Here is a 19502-nt window from a genome sequence, read left to right as displayed (position 1 = left end):
CTCTTCCCTTCATCACACAAGTTGTAGTTTTCTTTTCACTCGAACAATCTCTTTTTTTACGCTATTTCTATCTGGATAATCACTTCGATAATGGCCACCAATACTTTCTTCTCTTTGCAAAGCTGATACGACTATAAGCTCACAGGCTGTTAACATATTAATAAGCGTTATCTCTTCATTTGAAAGAGCATCATGTTGTAAGATCATATTTCGAACACCGTACTTACTAAGCCATCTCTTTGCATAAGATAAACTTTGCTCTGTTCGCACAATCCCAACATATTTCATCATGCATTCTTGTATTTCTTCTTTCGCCGGCAAATGATTCAGAACAATAAACTTCTTTTCCTTCTCAGCCACGTTGTTCCAGCTTTCTTTTGTCGCTTTCGTTAAAATATGTTGTCCTATTCTTTTTCCAAACACAAGACCTTCTAATAATGAATTACTTGCTAGCCTATTTGCACCGTGAACACCATTACAAGCTACTTCACCGACCGCATATAAATTTGGAATGGATGTCTCCCCATCACAGTTCGTTTTCACGCCGCCCATATGAAAATGAGCACCAGGTACGACTGGAATGCGTTTTTCATTTATATCGACACCATTCTTTTTACACAATGATGATACAGTCGGAAAACGTTCTTCGAAATTTTGGATAGACTCGATATTTACATACACTTTTTCACCCACCAAAAGTTGCTCATGAATCGCTCTTGCTACTACATCGCGCGGCGCGAGATCGTGATCAGGGTGTATATCCATCATAAAACGCTGCCCTTTTCCATTCATAAGGACAGCTCCTTCACCACGGACAGCTTCAGAGACGAGGCCGCAGCATCTCCCGTTTGCATATAACATTGTTGGATGAAATTGTACAAATTCTAAATCTACGAGCTCCCCGCCTGCGCGGTACACCATTGCAAGTCCATCACCCGTAATCGTCTTATCATTAGAAGTAAAGGCATATAAACCCCCAATCCCACCTGTTGCTAACACTGTGTAATCTGCAACGTAACGCTTCAACTTCCCTTCACTAGTTCTTGTTAAAACTCCAATACATTTATCATTTTCTATAATAAAATCGAGCACCATTTCCTGTTCCACTACCGTAACGTGCGGAGCTACTTCTTGAATGAAATACTCTAATACATTCTTTCCTGTTGCATCGCCACCTGCATGTAAAATACGACGCTTTCGATGTGCGCCTTCTTTTCCAAGATGAGGACCCGTTTCATCTCCATCAAATTTCATTCCATTTTCAATGAGATTATTCATTTCTTTCGGTCCTTCCTCGACTAAATAACGGACCACATCTTCATTGTTATAATGACATCCTGCTACTAACGTATCTTCAAAATGATCATTTGGATTGTCATATGTAGCAACCGCTGCTGCAATTCCACCTTGCGCTAAATATGTATTATTATTACGATTCGTTTCCTTTGTGATAATAATTACATTCTTTTCGTGACAAATCTCTTTCGCAACACGAAGTGCCGCAACGCCACTTCCAATAATTAAGACATCTGCACTTGGCATAATTGTTGCCTCCTACTTTACACTTTTCAACTGTCTTGACACCTATATTTACATAGTTTTAAAATAATGACAAGAGTTTTTTTATAATTCTTATTTTCACTACCATTTAAAAAATACAAGAAATGTAACTCTTACTAGGGAGAGGAACTTACATAATGATATATCTTGACTATGCAGCTACTACACCTATGAGTGAAGAAGCATTACAAACATATATGAAAGCAGCATCGCAATACTTCGGAAATGAACAAAGTTTACATGATATTGGAGGAACAGCTTCTTCTTTACTACAAGTTTGCAGAAAAACATTTGCTGACATGATTGGTGGAAAGGAACAAGGGGTATTCTTCACGAGCGGTGGCTCGGAATCCAACTACCTTGCGATTCAATCTCTTTTAAAGGCTAGAAGCGAGAAACATATTATTACAACACCTATGGAGCATGCATCCATTCGAAGTTATTTTCAATCCTTACAATCAGAAGGGTATACAATTACTGAAATTCCTGTTGATGAAGGCGGGCTAATTCATTTAGATGATTTAGAAACAGCTATTACAGAAAATACTGTTCTAGCAAGCATACAGCACGGAAACTCTGAAATTGGAACCGTTCAAAACATCGCAGAAATCGGGGCACTTTTAAAAAAATATAACGTTTTATTTCATTCAGATTGTGTGCAAACATTTGGTAAACTTCCTATCAATGTTTTTGAGATGGGAATTGATAGTCTTTCTGTTTCAGCACATAAAATATACGGACCAAAGGGTGTTGGTGCTTGCTATATAAATCCGCAAGTTCGCTGGGCACAAATATTTCCGGGAACTTCTCATGAAAAAGGGTTTCGCCCAGGTACAGTAAACGTTCCTGGCATCGCATCTTTTTTAACAGCTGCTGAGAATATATTAAAAAATCAACAGGAAGAAAGCTTACGTTTTAAAGAGTTACGATCCTACTTTTTAGAGCGATTACAAACACTTCCTATAGAAATTCAAGTAGAAGGTCATTCTACTTCTTGTTTACCACATATTATTGGGGTTACAATAAAAGGAATAGAAGGTCAATATACAATGCTAGAATGTAATCGCCACGGTATTGCCATTTCCACCGGAAGTGCTTGCCAAGTCGGTAAACAAGAACCTTCGAAAACAATGCTTGCAATTGGAAAAACGTATGAAGAGGCGAAACAATATGTCCGCTTCTCTTTCGGGAAACAAACAACGAAAGATCAAATTGATACTACTATTCATGCACTACACACAATTGGAAATCAATTTTATAGAGGTGTTAAATCATAATGAAACAAAATGAACAAAAAAAGATTTTAGGCGAAGAAAGACGACAACTTATCCTTCAGTGGCTTCTTGCTGCAAATGAACCGTTATCTGGGAATGAACTATCGAAAAAAACAAACGTAAGTCGACAAGTAATCGTGCAAGATATTTCCTTACTTAAAGCACGAAACGAACCGATTATTGCAACTGCTCAAGGGTATTTATATTTAAAACCACAAGAGAAACAACAAGCTTTTGAACGCGTAATTGTATGCCAACATAAACCAGCGGAAGTACGTAAAGAACTTACAATGCTTGTTGACCACGGCGTTACAATTAAAGATGTGAAAGTTGAGCATCCTGTATACGGTGACTTAACAGCATCCATCATGGTAAGTAATCGCTTTGATGTAGAGCAATATTTACAAAAAATCGAAAACACAAATGCTTCCTATCTTTCGCAACTAACCGATGGTATTCACTTACATACAATTGAAGCAGATTCTAAAGAAAAATTAGACGCTGCTTGCGAGGCTTTAGATAAAGCAGGATTTCTCGTTTATTAATGTAAAGCACAGAGTTTTTATCATTCTCTGTGCTTTTTTAGTGCTATAATATTGTAATCAATCGTAAAGGAGATCACATATGGGAATTGAACTCGTTCACTTTAGCATTGGCAAACCGAAACAAATGAAATATGGCGAAGATAAAGAAATGATAACAGGTATATGTAAAGATTCTATAGAAGAAGCTTTTCTCTCAAAAGATGGCTTCCTTGGTGATGACGTAGCAGATTTAAAACATCACGGGGGACCTGATCGCGCTGTTTGTGTATACCCACATGAGCATTACGCACTATGGGAAGAGGAATTTCAAACAAAACTTCCAGCTTCCACATTTGGTGAAAACATTACCGTAACAAATATGTTAGAGCGTGATGTATGCATCGGAGATACATATCAACTAGGTGAAGCAATCATTCAAGTGACACAATCGCGAGTACCTTGTAGCACAATTTCAAAACGTCTTGGCATCCCTGGCATTTTGCCGCGCATTGTAGCAACTGGATTTACTGGCTACTTATGCCGTGTTCTTCAAGAAGGTACTGTACGTAAAGATTCAAAAATCACATTACTAGAACGTCAACCGAGCAATGTTTCTGTTTTGTTCTCTAACGAAATTTATTTTCATAATAGAAAAGATAAAGATGGCATTGAAAAAATTCTTGCTGTTCCAGAACTAGCCGATATTTGGCGTGGTCAGTTAGAGGATCGTCTTGCGAAATTAAAATAAAGAATCCCACCATTTATAGGTGGGATTTTATTTATCTATCGCGCATTATACTAGCGACTGAAATGATATCGACTTAACTACAAATACTCCCCTTTACAACCAATAAGAAGAATAACTCCCCAGCACAGTAACAGAAAAGCCGAGTGCTTCAAGTTCCATCGTTACGCCTGGCAATAATACATCATCGTATGCTTTATCGACATCGATTAAGAAAAAGTAATTTCCAAGACCTGTTTTCATCGGGCGAGATTCGATTTTTGATAGATTTAATTTTCTCCATGCGAAAGCTGATAACACTTGGTATAGTGCCCCTGCATAATCAGCAGGTAACGTTATCATAAGCGTCGTTTTCTCTCCGCGGTTTTCTCCGTTATTTGAGAGTATGGCTTTCTTTTTCTTATGGAGCACGAGGAAGCGTGTATGATTGTTTTTGTGCGTATGAATATCACGCCTTACAATTGTTAAACCGTATTTTTCTGCGGCCGCTTCATTTGCAATGGCGGCGATTTTTTCTTCAGGATGTTCTTTCACATATTGCGCAGCTGCACTTGTTGATGTCATATCTCGGACGGTTACCCCTTTTAATTCTTCATTTAAAAACTTATGACATTGTGCAATAGCATGCGGATGAGAATGCACCGCATATACTTCATCCCACACTTCTGCATACTGCGGATGTACAAGTAAATGCTGCTGAATTGGTACTGTAATTTCTCCTACAATGGAGAGCGGCTGCTCATGTACAAGATAATCAACCGTTATATTCACTGAACCTTCTATGGCATTTTCTAACGGTACAACTGCGAAGTCTACATTTCCATTTGCAGCTGCATCAATACAATCTGGAATCGTGCGATACGGTACATGCTCTGCTTCCGGAAAAAAACGACTCACCGCCATATTTGTAAATGTTGCTTCTGGTCCTAAATATCCTACTCGAATCATCGTCTTTTCCCCTCTTTTTCGTTTTCTTACTGTTATACCATACTTTTTTATATTCTTCTATGTAAATTTCGAATATTTAAAAAAGACTAGCATTCGCTAGTCTAAATGTTTCCTATATTCTCTTTGAGCGAAAAAGAAATACATGATGCATGCAGCGATATAAAATAGAATAAACAAGCCTACTTTTCGTAATGAACCATCCATAAAGAACGTATTATGAAACGTATATAACGCAACTGCACTATGCATACTCCCTACTATAATTGGCGCAAAAAATAGCATACACAATTGCCAACGGGAAATTTTCCACACTTCTTCTTTCGTCATTCCAAGCTTAGAGAGCGCCCCGTACTCTTTACGATCCGATGCAATATTATGAAACCATTTAAAATATACGATGCTACACGATGTAAGGAAAAATAATATACTAATGAATGAACCGATAAATAGAGTAATATCACCGAACGATTTCATATTCAAATACAACTCCATATTACTTCGAAATGCATGATTATTATCTTGTTTCATATGTTTCCGTAAATCTTCATTTAATTTTTTCGTATTTTCGATATTTGGTAATGTATAGCCTCTATATATCATTTTTTCAGAATCAGGAACCTTATTTGCTATACTGTCAAAGTCTTCATCATTCATGACGAAGAACAGACCATTAATGTGCGAAGGGTGATGGTTAAATTGTACCCCTTCCTTCTGACCATTAAATACGAATGCATATGTTTGTTTCATTACTTGTAATTGAATCTCTTTTTTATCATATAAATACGGATGATTGTATTTACTATAATAAACGAGTGTAACTGTTCCTTTTTTAGGATGATACGTTTTCTGTTTTTGTTTTCTTGCCTCTTGATTGTATTCACTTTCTTTAATGAGCGGCGCTTCCTCTGTCTCTCCCTTGTTGGACTGAAAATATGCATACACTCCAACAAAACTCATAGATTGAAAATCATTATACCCATATTGATGCAATAATTGTTCAACCGTACCTTCCGCAAAGACTTCGTGAGAAGAAGTGCCTTTTTCTATGTAAGAAAATGAGTGTACTCCCCCGTCCCGCCACATATCTTGCATACCAGAAAAATACAAGAACACCGTACCTGTTGCCGTAACTACAAACGTCGTTGCCATTGACATTAGAAAGAAAAAACGACCATTTTCCTTCATTCGATGTGACAATTGATTCACTATAAATAAATACGGATATGTATACATAATCTTTTTATTTCGTTTTATCACTTCTAATATTTGAGCAGTTCCATGTGTAAAAGAAAAATACGTTCCGAAAAAGACAAGTATAGATACAGGAAAAAAATAGAATGCTATCGTTGGCATCGTCGCTTGTAACGCTAACGCATATCCTATCCCTAAACAAATAAAACCGAATATACAAAGCCACATCGATGTTTTCTTCTCTTTTTTATCTGTTCGAAATTCTTTCAATAGCCGAATGATTTTTATATTCCATATACGTAAAGCACTTATAAATGATAAGACAACAAATACGACCATATACGCAATAAACGTTCCCCCAATTGCTCTCACGTCAAATATGACAGGGAGTTCTTTCGGAAGCCCTAGTAACATACTAAACACCATGAAAAAGAGCTTTAAAAAGATTATACCAAGCCCAATCCCGCAAATATTAGCAAATACCCCGATTAATATTTGCTCGGTCATAATCACTCCTATTACGTTAGATTTCGTTGCTCCCATTAACATATATAATCCTAATTCTTTCTTACGTGCCTCTATGAAAATAGAAGTAGAATACAAAATAAATATGACGAAAAAAGAAACGATTATAACATTACATATGATAAGTCCCCAGCGTACATTTTGATACCAAATCGTCTCCTGCATATACGGATGTACAATGACAGACATGTATGCAAAAGACGCAAATATTGCAAAACAACTACTTAAGAAAAACACTTTATAATTACGCCAATTTCCTTTTATATTTTGCAGCGCTAGTTGCCGAATGTTCATCTATCGTCCCCCTATAACTTACTACATAAGCAAAAAGCTAGAGGTTTCTCTAGCTTTGCACGTGTTTCAAATATCCTCTTTGTGCAATCATAAAGTAAATCGCAGAAGCCACAACGTATGTTCCAATTACAATCGCACCTGATTTCCATAAATCAATATAAAGCATTTTCCCTAACGTATGAAGAGCAAATCCACTATGAATTGCACCGATCAAAATTGGGATAAAGAAGATAACGCCCATTTGTCGAATGGCAATTTTACGAATTTCTTTATCTGTCATACCGATTCTCTTTAACGATTTAAATTGAATACGATCTTGTTCTTTATCGTTAAACCATTTAAAGTATGTCATACTACAAGCGAAGAAGAAGAACAGTACAGCTACAAAGAAACCGATAAACATCGTAATCGCTCCTGATTCCCTTATATTTTTATAAGCGAGCACCGAGTTATTTAATTCCTCTTGCTTATCTGGTGCAACTTCCTTTTTCAAATCTAATACAAGATCTTCCGTACTTTTCCAGTCTTCTATATAATAACCGTAATATTTCGTCTTTTCTTCATCTGGTACGAGCTTTGCGTATTTCTCAAAATCTTGATCATTTACAATGAGATATTCACTATCATTAAAAACAGAAAATGTAGTTGGCTCATTTAATTGAACAGACTGCGTTTGTCCGTTAATTTTAATTTCATACGGTTTGGCAAGATCTAGCTTCATCATATCGTTCGCCATATCCATTATGACCATCGTTGCACTACCTGGTGCATTATGAACTTCTCTAACTTGCTCTCTTTTTTGTTTACGTACTTCAGCATTATATTCTTTTTCTGAAACAATCGCCATCGGTACTTCATGTTCACTATTAAACATCGTGATTTTTTGAGTTCCAGGAAGTTTTACATACGTTACTTCTCGCGCATCTTCAAATCCGTGTCTTTTTATTAATTCTTTTGTTTTTCCTTCTTTTATAACATTATGCGTATGAATTCCTTTTTCCTCATACGAAATAGCATGCGGGGTACTAGTTACTGCCTTATAACTCATATCCTCAAAAAATACATACAGTGTACCAACTGCTGAAGATACAACGGCCGTAATGATAGAAATTACAAATAGAAAACGAGCATTATCTTTCATTTTATAAATAAGATTGCTAAGTACGAACATATTTGGATATGTATAAAAAGATTTTTTTCGTTTTTGTAACGCCTTCAATACGACTGTACTACCTTGTGTAAACAGTAAATAAGTTCCGCCTATCGTAAGCCCTACAATCGGTAAAAACAGCATGATAAAATTCATAAATGTCACTTGGAAGCTAAGTACATATGCAACAATAATACATCCTATACCAACTACACATAACGATGTAAATGCAAAAGGTTCTACTTTTTGTTTTCTTGCTTCTCTTAATAAATCAATAATTTGTAAGCGTCCTACTGTCCAAACGCTAAACAATGATAAGATTAAAAATAGAATAAAGTATACACCTGCTGTAATCAAAACTGCTTTACTATTCCATACGAGTGGAAGTGTTTTATCTATTTTCAATATTACACTTAATGCTTGGAAGAATAATTTTGAACAAAGCATACCAAGCCCAATACCTACTACAATTGCAATACTACCTAACATAAGCTGTTCTAATATAATCATTCGGCCAAGTTGTGATTTTGTTCCACCTATTAATGTTAGTAGACCAAACTCTTTTTTCCTTGCACGTAAAAATGTTGAATTTGCATATAAAATAAAGAGTGCTGAGAAGATGACTACAATATAATTCATCGATTCTAATCCTTTTGAAATCATCTCCCTCATACTAATATTACCGCTTACGACATCTGGATGATAAATAAAGGAAGCATACATGAAAAATACGACTATCGATAAGCAACTGCTTATAAGAAACGCTTTATAATTACGCCAATTTCCTTTTACGTTATTAAGCGCGAGCTGGCGAAAGTTCATGATATTCTCCTCCTAGCATCGCAAGTACGTCCAGAATTTCTTGGAAAAAGGCTTGTTTCGTTCTTCCTTTATGTATTTCCGAGAAAATTTCTCCGTCGCGAATGAATAGAATACGTTCGCAATAACTCGCCGCTACTGGGTCATGCGTTACCATTGCAATTGTTACTTTCTTTTGTTCATGTAAGTCTTGCAACGCACTCATTAATGATTTTGCTGACTTCGAATCTAAGTTACCAGTTGGTTCATCCGCTAAAATTAACGTAGGCTCATGAATAATTGCTCTCGCTGCTGCTGCACGTTGTTGTTGTCCGCCTGATACTTCATATACTTTTTTATTTAAAATTTCTTCAATATTTAAAAACTTTGCAATCTCAAGCACCTTTGCATCGATTTCATTTACAGATTTCTTCGCCATGACAAGTGGTAAAATAATATTTTCTTTAATCGATAACGTATCAAGTAGGTTAAAATCTTGGAAAATGAACCCTAAATGTGTACGGCGAAACTCTGCTAATTTTGCAGCACGCATTTGATTAATTTCTTCACCATTTACAAGCACATGACCTGAAGTTTGCTTATCAATTGTTGCTAATAAATTTAAAAGCGTTGTTTTCCCGCTTCCTGAAGGACCCATAATCCCTACAAATTCGCCTTCTTCTATTTTAAAATTTATATCATTTAAAGCAGTCGTCGCTACTGAACCTTTTGATTGATACACCTTTGTTAATCCTTTTACTTCAAGAACACTCATTTCTAATCCCCCTATGCGTTTTCTTCTTACATTTACTATAAGAAAAATAAGAAATAGAAACGAGTGATTTCCCTTACAAAACGTTTTGTTATCTTACAGTTTTGTCATTTTTCTCATTAATGTATGATATTCTTCATCTTTTGCAAATTGGAACGTGAATGTTGACCCTTCTCCTTCAGCCGATTGCACATAAATACCGTGGTGTAAATTATCACAAATTTCCTTTGTAATATATAAACCCATTCCAGTCGCTTCTCTCGTTTTGCGGCCATTTATTCCTGTAAAGAACGGATCAAATACTCGCTTTACATCTTGCTCTGGAATACCAATTCCATTGTCCTTAATATGTAGTAACACCTTTTGATCTTTCTCTTCAATTTGAAATTGAATTTCCTTTTTCTCTACTTCTGAAATTTTTGTATACTTAATTGCATTTACAACAATTTGCCCTATAGCAATACTGAGCCATTTTCTATCAGATGCAACCATACAAGTATCTTCTTCAAACATTACTTTTGGAAATACAGACGATTGAATGAACGACTTTCTATTTTCATTAATAATACCTCGAATAATATCTACCACATTTACTACTTCTACTTTATAATCTTTCGCAAATTGCTCTAACCTTGCCATATGTAACGCTAAATCTAAACCATTTAGTATACGGTTATTTTCTTCACGAATACTTTCAACTGTTGCTCTTGCTTCACGATGCTCTTTACCAAACTTCTGTAATAGTAATTCTATAACCGATACTGGTGTTTTCATTTGATGAATCCACTGGTTCATAAATATCATTTGCTGTTGTTCTTTCGCGTGTTGTTTATGAATTTCATTCATATATTGCTGTCTTAATAGCGTAAATGATTCAACGACCATCTCTTGCTCTGACGTATAAGAAGTATCAATAAGTAAAGAATCGTGTAATGTATTTCCGCTGGCAACATATTTTTCAATTCTTTTTAAAAACACACTTCGTTTTCGATAATCGTAAATGAGGTATACAGTAAATACAACTGTCCCTAATAAAAGCCCATATAACCACGTACTCCAATCAATGGATCGCTTTTCTAAAAGACTTTGCAACTGCAGTACAAGCCCAAATAAACAAAGGCTAACAATATAAGAAAGAAGTAAAGAAAAGCGGTCCATGAGGTAATTTTTAACCTTCATGCCCTTCGCCCCACTCTGTAAGAAGCGCATAACCATATCCACGTTTCGTTACAATTGCATTCTTAATGCCTAGCTCCTCTAGTTTCTTCCTTACGCGTTTTACATTAACGGTTAAGGTATTATCATCAACAAAAGCTACCTCATCCCACAGGGCTTCTAACAGTTCTTCGCGCGTTACATATTGATTTGCTTGTTTCATTAAACACTCTAATAAGTAAAATTCATTTTTTGTCAGCTCCGTTTGTTGTCCCTGCCACTCAACAATGTGTTGTGACGGGAATAACAACAGTCCATTTACACCTAAACAATCACTCTCAGCAACAGAGGCATACTCACCATAGCCACGGCGAAGTGCACTTTTCACCTTTGCCATTACGATATCTAAATGGAACGGCTTCGTAATGTAATCATCTCCGCCATTTTCGATCGCCATTACTTGATCCATTTCCCCTGTTCTTGCAGAAACAAAAATAATCGGCGCATTCGATACTGTACGAATTTGACGACACCAATAAAACCCATCAAAGTATGGTAAATTAATATCCAGTAATACGAGATGAGGATTTATTTTCACGAATTCATCTTTTATATGGCGTAAATCACTTGCTCTAAATGATTGATATCCATACCTTTCTAAATGCTCCTCTAATATTCCAGCTATTTTTTCATCGTCTTCTACAATTAATATTTTATACATGTTCGTTTTCTCCCCATAAAAAAATTCTTCCAACACCACTCCTTGTTCTATTATAAATTGAAAATTTAATTAGTGGGTATTTTTTCCTATATGAATCAGACATTTACATAAAAAAAAGACTGCCATATTTCGGCAGTCTTAGTCGATAAATTCAAATTCATATTCAAGAATTTTTACAATATCTCCATCTTTTGCACCACGTGCACGAAGCGCTTCATCAATACCCATTCCGCGCATTTGGCGAGCGAAACGACGTATAGATTCATCACGTGAGAAGTCTGTCATTTTGAATGTCTTCTCAATATCATAACCAGAAATAACAAACGTGCCGTCACTTTCACGTGTAATTTCAAATTTAAGACTTTCAGCATCAAATTTGTACATTACACTTGTTTCAGACTCTTCGACAACATCGTACATTGGGAATTCTGGTGTTGTTTCTAGTAAGTTCGCTACTTCAAATAGTAAGTCACGAACACCTTGTTTCGTTACAGCTGAGATTGGGAAGATTTTTACTTCGTCTCCCACTTTCTCTTTAAATGCTTGTAAATTTTCTTCTGCATCTGGCATATCCATTTTGTTTGCAACAACAACTTGTGGACGCTCTGTTAAACGCATATTGTATTCTTTTAATTCATTATTGATTGTTACGTAATCTTCATATGGTTCACGGCCTTCTAAACCAGACATATCAATAACGTGTACGATTACACGTGTACGTTCAATATGACGTAAGAATTGGTGTCCAAGTCCGACGCCAGCATGTGCGCCTTCAATTAGTCCAGGAAGGTCAGCCATAACGAAGCTGCGGTTATCACCCGTTTCAACAACACCAAGATTTGGAACGATTGTTGTAAAGTGATACTCTGCAATTTTCGGACGCGCTGATGATACAACAGATAATAATGTAGATTTACCTACACTTGGGAATCCAACAAGTCCAACATCTGCTAGTACTTTAAGTTCTAGAATGACATCACGTTCTTGACCTGGTTCCCCGTTCTCAGCGATTTCTGGCGCTGGATTCGTTGCTGTTGCGAAACGTGAGTTACCACGGCCACCACGACCACCTCTTGCGATTACAGCTGTTTGCTCATGCGTTACTAAATCGGCAAGAATTTGTCCTGTTTTTTCATCTTTTACTATTGTTCCTGGTGGAACCTTTACGATTAAATCTTCAGATTTACGACCGTGCTGACCTTTACTCATTCCGTGCTGACCACGATCAGCTTTGAAATGACGTTGGTAGCGGAAGTCCATTAATGTACGTAAGCCTTCCTCAACAACGAAAACAACATCTGCACCTTTACCACCGTCGCCACCTGCTGGGCCACCTTTAGGTACATACTTCTCACGACGATACGCAACCATTCCGTTACCACCGTCGCCGCCTTTTACATATATCTTGACCTGATCTACAAACATTATTTCACCACACTTTTTTCAATTGGTTGTAATATAACTGAGACTTCTTCGTCTCGTACTGTATAAGAAATGGAATACCATTTATTGTTTTGGGTCGCAAGCCAATTCTGTAGTTCTTCTACACTCGTTAGCTTACCACGAAAATCAAAAAAGAAACGAGCATTCTCCGCGTCACATTCAATTGTGATACAAACATAATTTTCAACATATACGTCTAAACTATGCTGAAGCATTGAGAAAAATTGATTCGTCCATGTACATACAGTCTCATCTAAGTGAGATAAGTTATGTAATTTCCCTAATACTTCGTACTCCAATAAGCACGGCTGCTGTTTCCAATTATATGTTAAAATCCACTCTGAAAATAAAGGCATTGATAGCCCTATCAGATTGGATTCTTGTCTCGCTTCTTGGACAAAACGATCGATGAGACTATGAATCTCTTCCACTTTTCCAAGGGAAAGGTTTCCTTTCACCATCTGCATACGATTGAGCCAATCATGTCTTGAATGACGCAACGCATCTATAATTGTCCATTTTTCATTCATTTAGATACCCCTTAATATAGAAAAACTCTAACCTGCACTCAGGTTAGAGTTTTCCGTGAGTTCTTATGCTTCTTGAGCAACAGGATATACGCTCACTTGTTTGCGGTCACGGCCAAGACGCTCAAAGCGTACTACGCCGTCAACTTTCGCGTATAAAGTGTCATCGCCACCACGACCAACGTTAACACCTGGATAAATTTTTGTACCGCGTTGACGGTAAAGAATTGAACCACCTGAAACCGTTTGACCATCTGCGCGTTTAGCACCAAGACGTTTTGACTGAGAGTCACGACCGTTCTTTGTACTACCTACACCTTTCTTAGATGCGAAAAACTGAAGATCTAATCTTAACATACGTTACACCTCCTGCACTTTTTCTATTAAACGGATATACTTTCCGTAATCAAGTTCGATCGTCTTAAGCGAAACAACCAATCCTTCTAAAAGCGTTTGTGCTTTTTCTGCTGCATGAACGTCTAAATCATTAGGCAATTCATACGTTAAGAATCCGCCATCACTTCCGAGTTCAATAGTTGCCTGCACATTACAAAGTTCTTCCACTGCATTTATAGAACCAAACACAACCGCTGTAGTTGCTGCACAGACAAGATCTTGTCCATGTGGCGCATAATTGGCATGTCCAGTCATTTTAAATGATTGGATACTTCCTAATTTCGTGCGACTTATCGTAATTTTAATCATGTTAACCTGGATTAAGCGTTGATAGCTTCAACAACTAGCTTAGTGTAAGGTTGACGATGACCTTGTTTCTTACGATTGTTCTTTTTCGCTTTGTATTTGAAAACGATGATTTTCTTAGCGCGACCTTGTTTTTCAACTTTCGCAGTAACTGTTGCACCTTCTACAACTGGGCTACCAACTTTAACGTTTTCGCCACCAACGAAAAGAACTTTGTCAAAAGTAACAGTTTCACCAGCTTCAACATCTAATTTTTCAATGTAGATTGCTTGACCAGCTTCAACTTTAATTTGTTTTCCACCTGTTTCGATAATTGCGTACATACTTGCACCTCCTCTTAATTACTAAGACTCGCCAAAAACGAGGTAGACATAAATGTCTTTAGGGAACCTGTTTTGTGCGGTTGTAGCATATAGCCGTTTAGGTGCTATAAACTATAACATAAAGATGTTATCATGAATCATAGACGGTTGTCAATAAATGTTCTGCTAACTATTTTTTCCGTTCTACAATTTCTTTTTTGCTTCCAAAACGGATAATGGCGTACTTTTCGATCATATCATCTTTGAAATAAATTTCAAATGGAATATTTTTTTGTAATTCTTTTTGCATAAATTGTTTTTGTAATTCTTTAGGTGCAGCGATTAATACTGCCTCATCCTCTATATCGCCATATGTAATTAGCTCTCTCTCTAATTCATACGCAATTGTTTCATTTGACATTACATACCCCGTCGCTTTGCACGGTACACACTCTTCTAGTAATACGTCGCGTAAGGAATGTTTCTTACGTTTACGTGTCATCTCCAAAATCCCTAACTCTGTAAACCCGAGCACTCTCGTATATGTGCGATCATTTTGCATAGCAGCCATGAGACATTCTCTTACCTTTTCTTTATCTTCTCTTCTTTTCATATTAATAAAATCAATTAATATCATACCACCGATATCACGCAGTCTTAATTGACGTGCAATCTCTTCCGCTGCCGCCTCATTTGTAAGAAGGACTGTATCTTGTAAATTCTGTTTTCCAGTAAACTTTCCCGTGTTCACATCAATTACAGTCATCGTCTCCATTTGTTCCACAATTAAATAAGCACCATTCGGGAGCCACACAATTTTTTGAAGTGCTTTCTCAATCTCACGCTCTATTCCAAAATGGTTAAACATTGAAGATTTTTCATTATAAAAAGATACTTTTTCTTTTCCTACTTTTTCTTCTAATTCTTTCACTATACTTCTTGTATCTACAACTACTTTTTCAATCGTTTCAATTGGATTCTCTTGAAATACACGATCTAAAAAGGTCGCCGGTCGATGAAGTAGTAACGGTGCCTTTCCTTGCCCCTCTTTTCTTTTTAACTCTTCATATAACTGCTGTAACCTTTGCATTTCAGCTTGTACTTCTTCAATTTCTCCTTTTTCAGAAGCAGAGCGGAAAATGTACCCTCCTGTCCCTTCTACCTCAATTTGGAGTAGCTGTTGCTTTCTTTTATTATTTTTTATCTTTCGAGAAACTGCACGCATTTCATCATATGGCATATAAACGACATATTTCCCGGTAAATTCTATGTTTGCTGTCAATTTCGGCCCTTTCGTATCAATTGCCTCTTTCACAACTTGTACGAGCACCGCTTGCCCTTCATGTATACGATAGGAAGATGGTACATCATCATATGAAAGGTACGCATGTTTTTCTAAACCGATGTTTACAAATGCTGCATTCATTCCAGCTATCGTTCTTACAATACGTCCGACATAAATATGCCCAACAATCTCTTGTTCTTCATTTCGTTTCCATAAAAACTCAACAATTTTTTTCTTCTCTTCAATTGCAACGCGTTTTTCCGATCCTGCGTAGTTCATATATAACGTTTTCAAAATTCTTTCCTCACTTTATAATCTTCTTTGCTTTTACAATAATAAAAGGTTAGTGCTATCGTCAACACTAACCGATTAATTCTTCAACAGATGAAGTTGTTCGTTTTTCAGTAAAATACGCATAGAGTAATTCATTTTCATCCAATGTGTAATGTTCTTTATATTTTCCATGTACGATAATAGAGTGCTTATACCCTCTACGAAATTTTGTGAAGATCGTATATAAACGATCTTCTGATTGCACTTCAATAGGTGCAATCTTTTCAATTCCTCTTTTATTCCCATAATAACGTTCTAATAAAAAACGCATAAAGGCATACTGTTTTTGTTTCCACTCTTGATATAACGACACCGCTAAAAATATGAGTAGTACCCACATCATAATATTGTTACTATTCCAAAGTAACTGCCACACTAGTATTACACTAAAAAAAACACATGATAATTTCATCATCTTTTCATGTGCTTGTAAATAAGGAAAACGATATGATAATACGTTAAACAATACTTTCCCGCCATCAAGCGGCCAAATAGGCAGTAAATTAAATGCTAAAATAATTATATTATTCCATATAAAGAAATAATATAAATCCGCACCCAGCCAACCAGCTTCAAACACTATATAACCTACTGCCATCATCCAAATATGTTGTATAGGCCCTGCAATTACGACAACGAGTTCCTCTTTCAATGACTTATTCCCATGTTCCTCAAGCTCAGCCACACCGCCAAACGGTAAAAGTTGAATCTTTTTAATACGCCAATTGTAGTGTGCCGCCGCAAAGGCATGCCCAAGTTCATGGATAAGAACGATACAAAATAACAGTAGTAACTCTTTAAAACGTGCCGTAAAAATACCAATGACAATAATAACCCAAAACAACGGATGCACTGAAATCTTCGTTAAAACTTCTCTATATTTAATCAAATGAAATCACCTGAATCGGGTCAATAAATTTTTCATTCTTTTTTATCGCGAAATAAAACTTACCATTTTTATTATTTGCATCATTATTCACCGTTCCAATTTTTTGTTTCTTTGAAACGTAATCATATAATTTCACTGACATGTCATTTAAATTCGCATACCACGATTCCGTTCCATCTGCATGCTGAATTTGAACTGTATTACCAAGTTCCTCTTTCTTTCCTGCAAAAACAACTAGCCCTTCATTCACTGACTCAACAGTTGCATTAGTAGCTGTTTGAACAAATACACCTTGGCCATTTTTTTGAAACCCTTGCATTACCTTTCCGGAAGCAGGAATTGCATAATCTTTTTGCTGAATGGTTCCTTCTTTTTTCTCAGTAGGTGAATAAAATACGAGCGGTTTTCCAAACTGCTTTTCGTACCATTTCGCCACAGTAGCAAACTGAAATTCTTCTTTCATCACTTTTTCTGTAACAGCTTTAGCACCGTCGAAAGAAGAGGGTGCATTCTTATATAAAATAGCGACAGAAAGAACTAATATTGCTGATAACAAAACTTTGAAGAAAAATACTTCTTTTCGAAATAAAGGATGAATTTCCTTTTCTCCATCTTCAATAAATACTGTTTCACTATCAAAATTCCCTCCAGCAAAATACTGCTCTTCCTCCATCCTTTCTTGCTCTGCCTTCCTTTTCGCAATCCGTTTTTTAATTTCTTCTACACGTCTATTCTTCATACTGTCTCCTTTCTTTCGTTAAGCTAATTAAATTAGAAACAGTTGTATACAGTTTGTACATATGTATGAGCTAAGAAAGAAAGATATTCGTGTGAAGAAAAAAGAAAGCACTTCGCATATGTGCGAAGTGCTTTTAACGGATTCCAAAGAAGTTTTTCATCTTTGTAAATACCGATACCTTTTCTTGTTCAAATGCTTGCAATGGTACATTCTCACCCAACAAGCGTCTTGCAATATTACGATAAGCTAACGCTGCTTTTCCGCTCGGTTGCAACGCTACAGGCTCACCTGTATTTGTAGCACGAATAACTTCATCATCATCCTCAACAACACCAAGAAGCTCGATTGACAATGTACGTACGATTTCATCAACATCTAACATATCCTGTTCATGAAGCATATGACTACGCACACGATTAATAACAAGTTTTGGTGGTTCAATATCCTCTTTTTCTAAAAGCCCGATAATACGATCCGCATCGCGCATTGAGGATACTTCTGGCGTCGTAACAACGATTGCTTTATCCGCACCAGCTACCGCGTTTTTAAATCCCTGCTCAATCCCCGCAGGACAATCAATTAATATGTAATCATAATCTTGACGTAATACTTGTATTAATTCATCCATTTGTTCAGGTGTTACCGCTGATTTATCACTCGTTTGTGCTGCAGGTAATAAATAAAGATCATCAAAACGCTTATCTTTAATAAGCGCCTGAGGTAAACGGCAACGCCCTTCAACGACATCAACAAGATCAAATACAATACGATTTTCCAGCCCCATTACTACGTCTAAGTTTCGAAGACCGATATCTGTGTCAATTAAACACACTTTCTTTCCAGATAACGCTAGGGCTGTACCAATGTTCGCAGACGTTGTAGTTTTACCTACTCCGCCTTTTCCAGATGTAATTACTATTGCCTCTCCCACAGCTATACAATTCCCCTTTCTAACTTTGTTAAATTAGGTCTAAGATGAGTGAGAAGTTGCAGTCGATCGACAACAATGTGATTGTTCTCATTAATATACGCACATTCTGCCGCCTCCGCTCCGTCTTCTTTCTCTTCCGGAGCCCGCATTGCCACATCACTAATTCGAAGTTGCATCGGGTTCATATCAGATGCAGCGATTACAGCATCCGAATCCCCATAATACCCAGCATGTGCAATTCCTCTTAATGATCCTACGACAAAAATATTCCCCCCAGCGATAACCGTTCCGCCTGGATTAACATCTCCAATTAACAATAAATTTCCTTTTACATGTAAAACTTGTCCAGAGCGAACAATTTTGGAAATAGGGACAATTTCTGTTTCTTCTTTCCAAGCTATTGCTTCTGCTTTCGTTATAACATCACTTTCAATTGAATCCACAACAAGATTCTTTTTATTACGAATTAACGTACGAATCTCTTCTTGTTGGACTTCTGTTAAATAACGATTCCCCACTTTCACATGCACTTCAATTAAAGAGCGCCCATCACCATCATAGTAATGTGTAGAAAGCTTTTCATCCAATTCCTCCAGTAATTCAGAGAATGAACAACAATCATCTAAATGAAGCGTTATTCCATCTTTTGTCCCTTTTATTGTTACATTTTGTTGCTTTTTTTCTTCCACTAAAG

At 36.6% G+C, this 19502-nt stretch carries 20 protein-coding genes and 1 other annotated feature; of the genes, 3 read left to right on the top strand and 17 right to left on the bottom strand.

Going from position 1 to position 19502, the window contains the following annotated elements; genetic code table 11:
- Positions 1-12: 12 nt before the first annotated feature.
- Entirely contained in the window at positions 13-1542 is a 1530-nt protein-coding gene (gene nadB / locus ACXVYO_RS20240) for an L-aspartate oxidase (protein WP_458468327.1), read from the bottom strand.
- Between the two features lie 152 nt (positions 1543-1694).
- Between nadB and ACXVYO_RS20235 the strand changes: the two genes are divergently transcribed.
- The 3 genes from ACXVYO_RS20235 (at position 1695) to ACXVYO_RS20225 (ending at position 4106) form a co-directional block, all read left to right on the top strand.
- Positions 1695-2837: an IscS subfamily cysteine desulfurase gene (locus ACXVYO_RS20235; RefSeq protein WP_458468628.1), complete on the top strand. Its 1143-nt coding sequence runs from the start codon at positions 1695-1697 to the stop codon at positions 2835-2837.
- On the top strand, positions 2837-3379 hold the full coding sequence (locus ACXVYO_RS20230) for a 3H domain-containing protein (RefSeq protein ID WP_458468326.1): 543 nt from the start codon (positions 2837-2839) through the stop codon (positions 3377-3379). Before ACXVYO_RS20235 ends, ACXVYO_RS20230 begins: the two co-directional genes overlap by 1 nt.
- A 79-nt stretch (positions 3380-3458) precedes the next feature.
- Positions 3459-4106 (top strand): MOSC domain-containing protein, encoded by a 648-nt coding sequence (locus ACXVYO_RS20225; protein ID WP_458468325.1) that lies wholly within the window; start codon positions 3459-3461, stop codon positions 4104-4106.
- A gap of 93 nt (positions 4107-4199) precedes the next feature.
- Here ACXVYO_RS20225 and pheA read toward each other — a convergent pair whose 3' ends face one another.
- The 16 genes from pheA to minC all read right to left on the bottom strand — a co-directional run bounded on the left by pheA (position 4200) and on the right by minC (position 19497).
- Complete coding sequence (pheA, locus tag ACXVYO_RS20220; RefSeq protein WP_458468324.1) at positions 4200-5051, bottom strand: prephenate dehydratase; 852 nt, start codon at positions 5049-5051, stop codon at positions 4200-4202.
- A gap of 96 nt (positions 5052-5147) precedes the next feature.
- Positions 5148-7061, bottom strand: coding sequence for an FtsX-like permease family protein (locus tag ACXVYO_RS20215; RefSeq protein WP_458468323.1), 1914 nt, complete (start codon positions 7059-7061; stop codon positions 5148-5150).
- Positions 7062-7110: 49 nt separating this feature from the next.
- On the bottom strand, positions 7111-9033 hold the full coding sequence (locus tag ACXVYO_RS20210; protein ID WP_458468322.1) for an ABC transporter permease: 1923 nt from the start codon (positions 9031-9033) through the stop codon (positions 7111-7113).
- Positions 9008-9784 carry an ABC transporter ATP-binding protein gene (locus tag ACXVYO_RS20205; protein WP_000114530.1) on the bottom strand — a complete coding sequence of 259 codons (777 nt, stop codon included), beginning with the start codon at positions 9782-9784 and terminating at the stop codon, positions 9008-9010. The genes ACXVYO_RS20210 and ACXVYO_RS20205 overlap by 26 nt, the downstream gene beginning before the upstream one ends.
- Positions 9785-9877: 93 nt before the next feature.
- Positions 9878-10960 carry a HAMP domain-containing histidine kinase gene (locus tag ACXVYO_RS20200; protein ID WP_458468321.1) on the bottom strand — a complete coding sequence of 361 codons (1083 nt, stop codon included), beginning with the start codon at positions 10958-10960 and terminating at the stop codon, positions 9878-9880.
- On the bottom strand, positions 10950-11657 hold the full coding sequence (locus ACXVYO_RS20195; protein ID WP_063261314.1) for a response regulator transcription factor: 708 nt from the start codon (positions 11655-11657) through the stop codon (positions 10950-10952). Before ACXVYO_RS20195 ends, ACXVYO_RS20200 begins: the two co-directional genes overlap by 11 nt.
- 138 nt (positions 11658-11795) lie before the next feature.
- On the bottom strand, positions 11796-13082 hold the full coding sequence (gene obgE / locus ACXVYO_RS20190) for a GTPase ObgE (protein WP_458468320.1): 1287 nt from the start codon (positions 13080-13082) through the stop codon (positions 11796-11798).
- Positions 13082-13630 (bottom strand): sporulation initiation phosphotransferase B, encoded by a 549-nt coding sequence (locus ACXVYO_RS20185; RefSeq protein WP_061677164.1) that lies wholly within the window; start codon positions 13628-13630, stop codon positions 13082-13084. Before ACXVYO_RS20185 ends, obgE begins: the two co-directional genes overlap by 1 nt.
- A 63-nt stretch (positions 13631-13693) precedes the next feature.
- Positions 13694-13984: a 50S ribosomal protein L27 gene (rpmA, locus tag ACXVYO_RS20180; protein WP_000944957.1), complete on the bottom strand. Its 291-nt coding sequence runs from the start codon at positions 13982-13984 to the stop codon at positions 13694-13696.
- Positions 13985-13987: 3 nt separating this feature from the next.
- Complete coding sequence (locus ACXVYO_RS20175) at positions 13988-14332, bottom strand: ribosomal-processing cysteine protease Prp (RefSeq protein WP_048565744.1); 345 nt, start codon at positions 14330-14332, stop codon at positions 13988-13990.
- Positions 14333-14343: 11 nt separating this feature from the next.
- Positions 14344-14652 carry a 50S ribosomal protein L21 gene (rplU, locus tag ACXVYO_RS20170; RefSeq protein ID WP_000270907.1) on the bottom strand — a complete coding sequence of 103 codons (309 nt, stop codon included), beginning with the start codon at positions 14650-14652 and terminating at the stop codon, positions 14344-14346.
- Positions 14653-14666: 14 nt separating this feature from the next.
- Positions 14667-14744: a sequence feature (ribosomal protein L21 leader region), on the bottom strand.
- Between the two features lie 77 nt (positions 14745-14821).
- The gene (locus ACXVYO_RS20165) at positions 14822-16210 is read right to left on the bottom strand and encodes an Rne/Rng family ribonuclease (protein ID WP_458468319.1); all 1389 of its coding nucleotides are present in this window, start codon (positions 16208-16210) and stop codon (positions 14822-14824) included.
- Between the two features lie 67 nt (positions 16211-16277).
- Positions 16278-17138 (bottom strand): stage IV sporulation intramembrane metalloprotease SpoIVFB, encoded by an 861-nt coding sequence (gene spoIVFB / locus ACXVYO_RS20160; RefSeq protein WP_097818280.1) that lies wholly within the window; start codon positions 17136-17138, stop codon positions 16278-16280.
- On the bottom strand, positions 17131-17877 hold the full coding sequence (gene spoIVFA / locus ACXVYO_RS20155; RefSeq protein WP_144612403.1) for a stage IV sporulation protein SpoIVFA: 747 nt from the start codon (positions 17875-17877) through the stop codon (positions 17131-17133). The genes spoIVFB and spoIVFA overlap by 8 nt, the downstream gene beginning before the upstream one ends.
- A gap of 133 nt (positions 17878-18010) precedes the next feature.
- Positions 18011-18808 carry a septum site-determining protein MinD gene (minD, locus tag ACXVYO_RS20150; protein ID WP_000503310.1) on the bottom strand — a complete coding sequence of 266 codons (798 nt, stop codon included), beginning with the start codon at positions 18806-18808 and terminating at the stop codon, positions 18011-18013.
- A gap of 2 nt (positions 18809-18810) precedes the next feature.
- Positions 18811-19497 (bottom strand): septum site-determining protein MinC, encoded by a 687-nt coding sequence (minC, locus tag ACXVYO_RS20145; protein ID WP_000391511.1) that lies wholly within the window; start codon positions 19495-19497, stop codon positions 18811-18813.
- Between the last annotated feature and the right edge of the window lie 5 nt (positions 19498-19502).

This window comes from Bacillus sp. BC08, from assembly GCF_054326875.1.
Note: the sequence above shows the minus strand (reverse complement) of the source record. Positions and strands in the feature narration are given on the sequence as shown.

Bases quoted from the DNA above. Each gene is read 5' to 3' on its own strand.
- ACXVYO_RS20210 (WP_458468322.1), bottom strand. From the start codon at position 9,033: ATGAACTTTCGCCAGCTCGCGCTTAATAACGTAAAAGGAAATTGGCGT.
- rplU (WP_000270907.1), bottom strand. From the start codon at position 14,652: ATGTACGCAATTATCGAAACAGGTGGAAAACAAATTAAAGTTGAAGCT.
- spoIVFA (WP_144612403.1), bottom strand. From the start codon at position 17,877: ATGAAGAATAGACGTGTAGAAGAAATTAAAAAACGGATTGCGAAAAGG.
- ACXVYO_RS20230 (WP_458468326.1), top strand. From the start codon at position 2,837: ATGAAACAAAATGAACAAAAAAAGATTTTAGGCGAAGAAAGACGACAA.
- ACXVYO_RS20215 (WP_458468323.1), bottom strand. From the start codon at position 7,061: ATGAACATTCGGCAACTAGCGCTGCAAAATATAAAAGGAAATTGGCGT.
- ACXVYO_RS20225 (WP_458468325.1), top strand. From the start codon at position 3,459: ATGGGAATTGAACTCGTTCACTTTAGCATTGGCAAACCGAAACAAATG.
- obgE (WP_458468320.1), bottom strand. From the start codon at position 13,082: ATGTTTGTAGATCAGGTCAAGATATATGTAAAAGGCGGCGACGGTGGT.
- rpmA (WP_000944957.1), bottom strand. From the start codon at position 13,984: ATGTTAAGATTAGATCTTCAGTTTTTCGCATCTAAGAAAGGTGTAGGT.
- nadB (WP_458468327.1), bottom strand. From the start codon at position 1,542: ATGCCAAGTGCAGATGTCTTAATTATTGGAAGTGGCGTTGCGGCACTT.
- ACXVYO_RS20205 (WP_000114530.1), bottom strand. From the start codon at position 9,784: ATGAGTGTTCTTGAAGTAAAAGGATTAACAAAGGTGTATCAATCAAAA.
- ACXVYO_RS20175 (WP_048565744.1), bottom strand. From the start codon at position 14,332: ATGATTAAAATTACGATAAGTCGCACGAAATTAGGAAGTATCCAATCA.
- ACXVYO_RS20185 (WP_061677164.1), bottom strand. From the start codon at position 13,630: ATGAATGAAAAATGGACAATTATAGATGCGTTGCGTCATTCAAGACAT.
- ACXVYO_RS20200 (WP_458468321.1), bottom strand. From the start codon at position 10,960: ATGAAGGTTAAAAATTACCTCATGGACCGCTTTTCTTTACTTCTTTCT.
- ACXVYO_RS20195 (WP_063261314.1), bottom strand. From the start codon at position 11,657: ATGTATAAAATATTAATTGTAGAAGACGATGAAAAAATAGCTGGAATA.
- pheA (WP_458468324.1), bottom strand. From the start codon at position 5,051: ATGATTCGAGTAGGATATTTAGGACCAGAAGCAACATTTACAAATATG.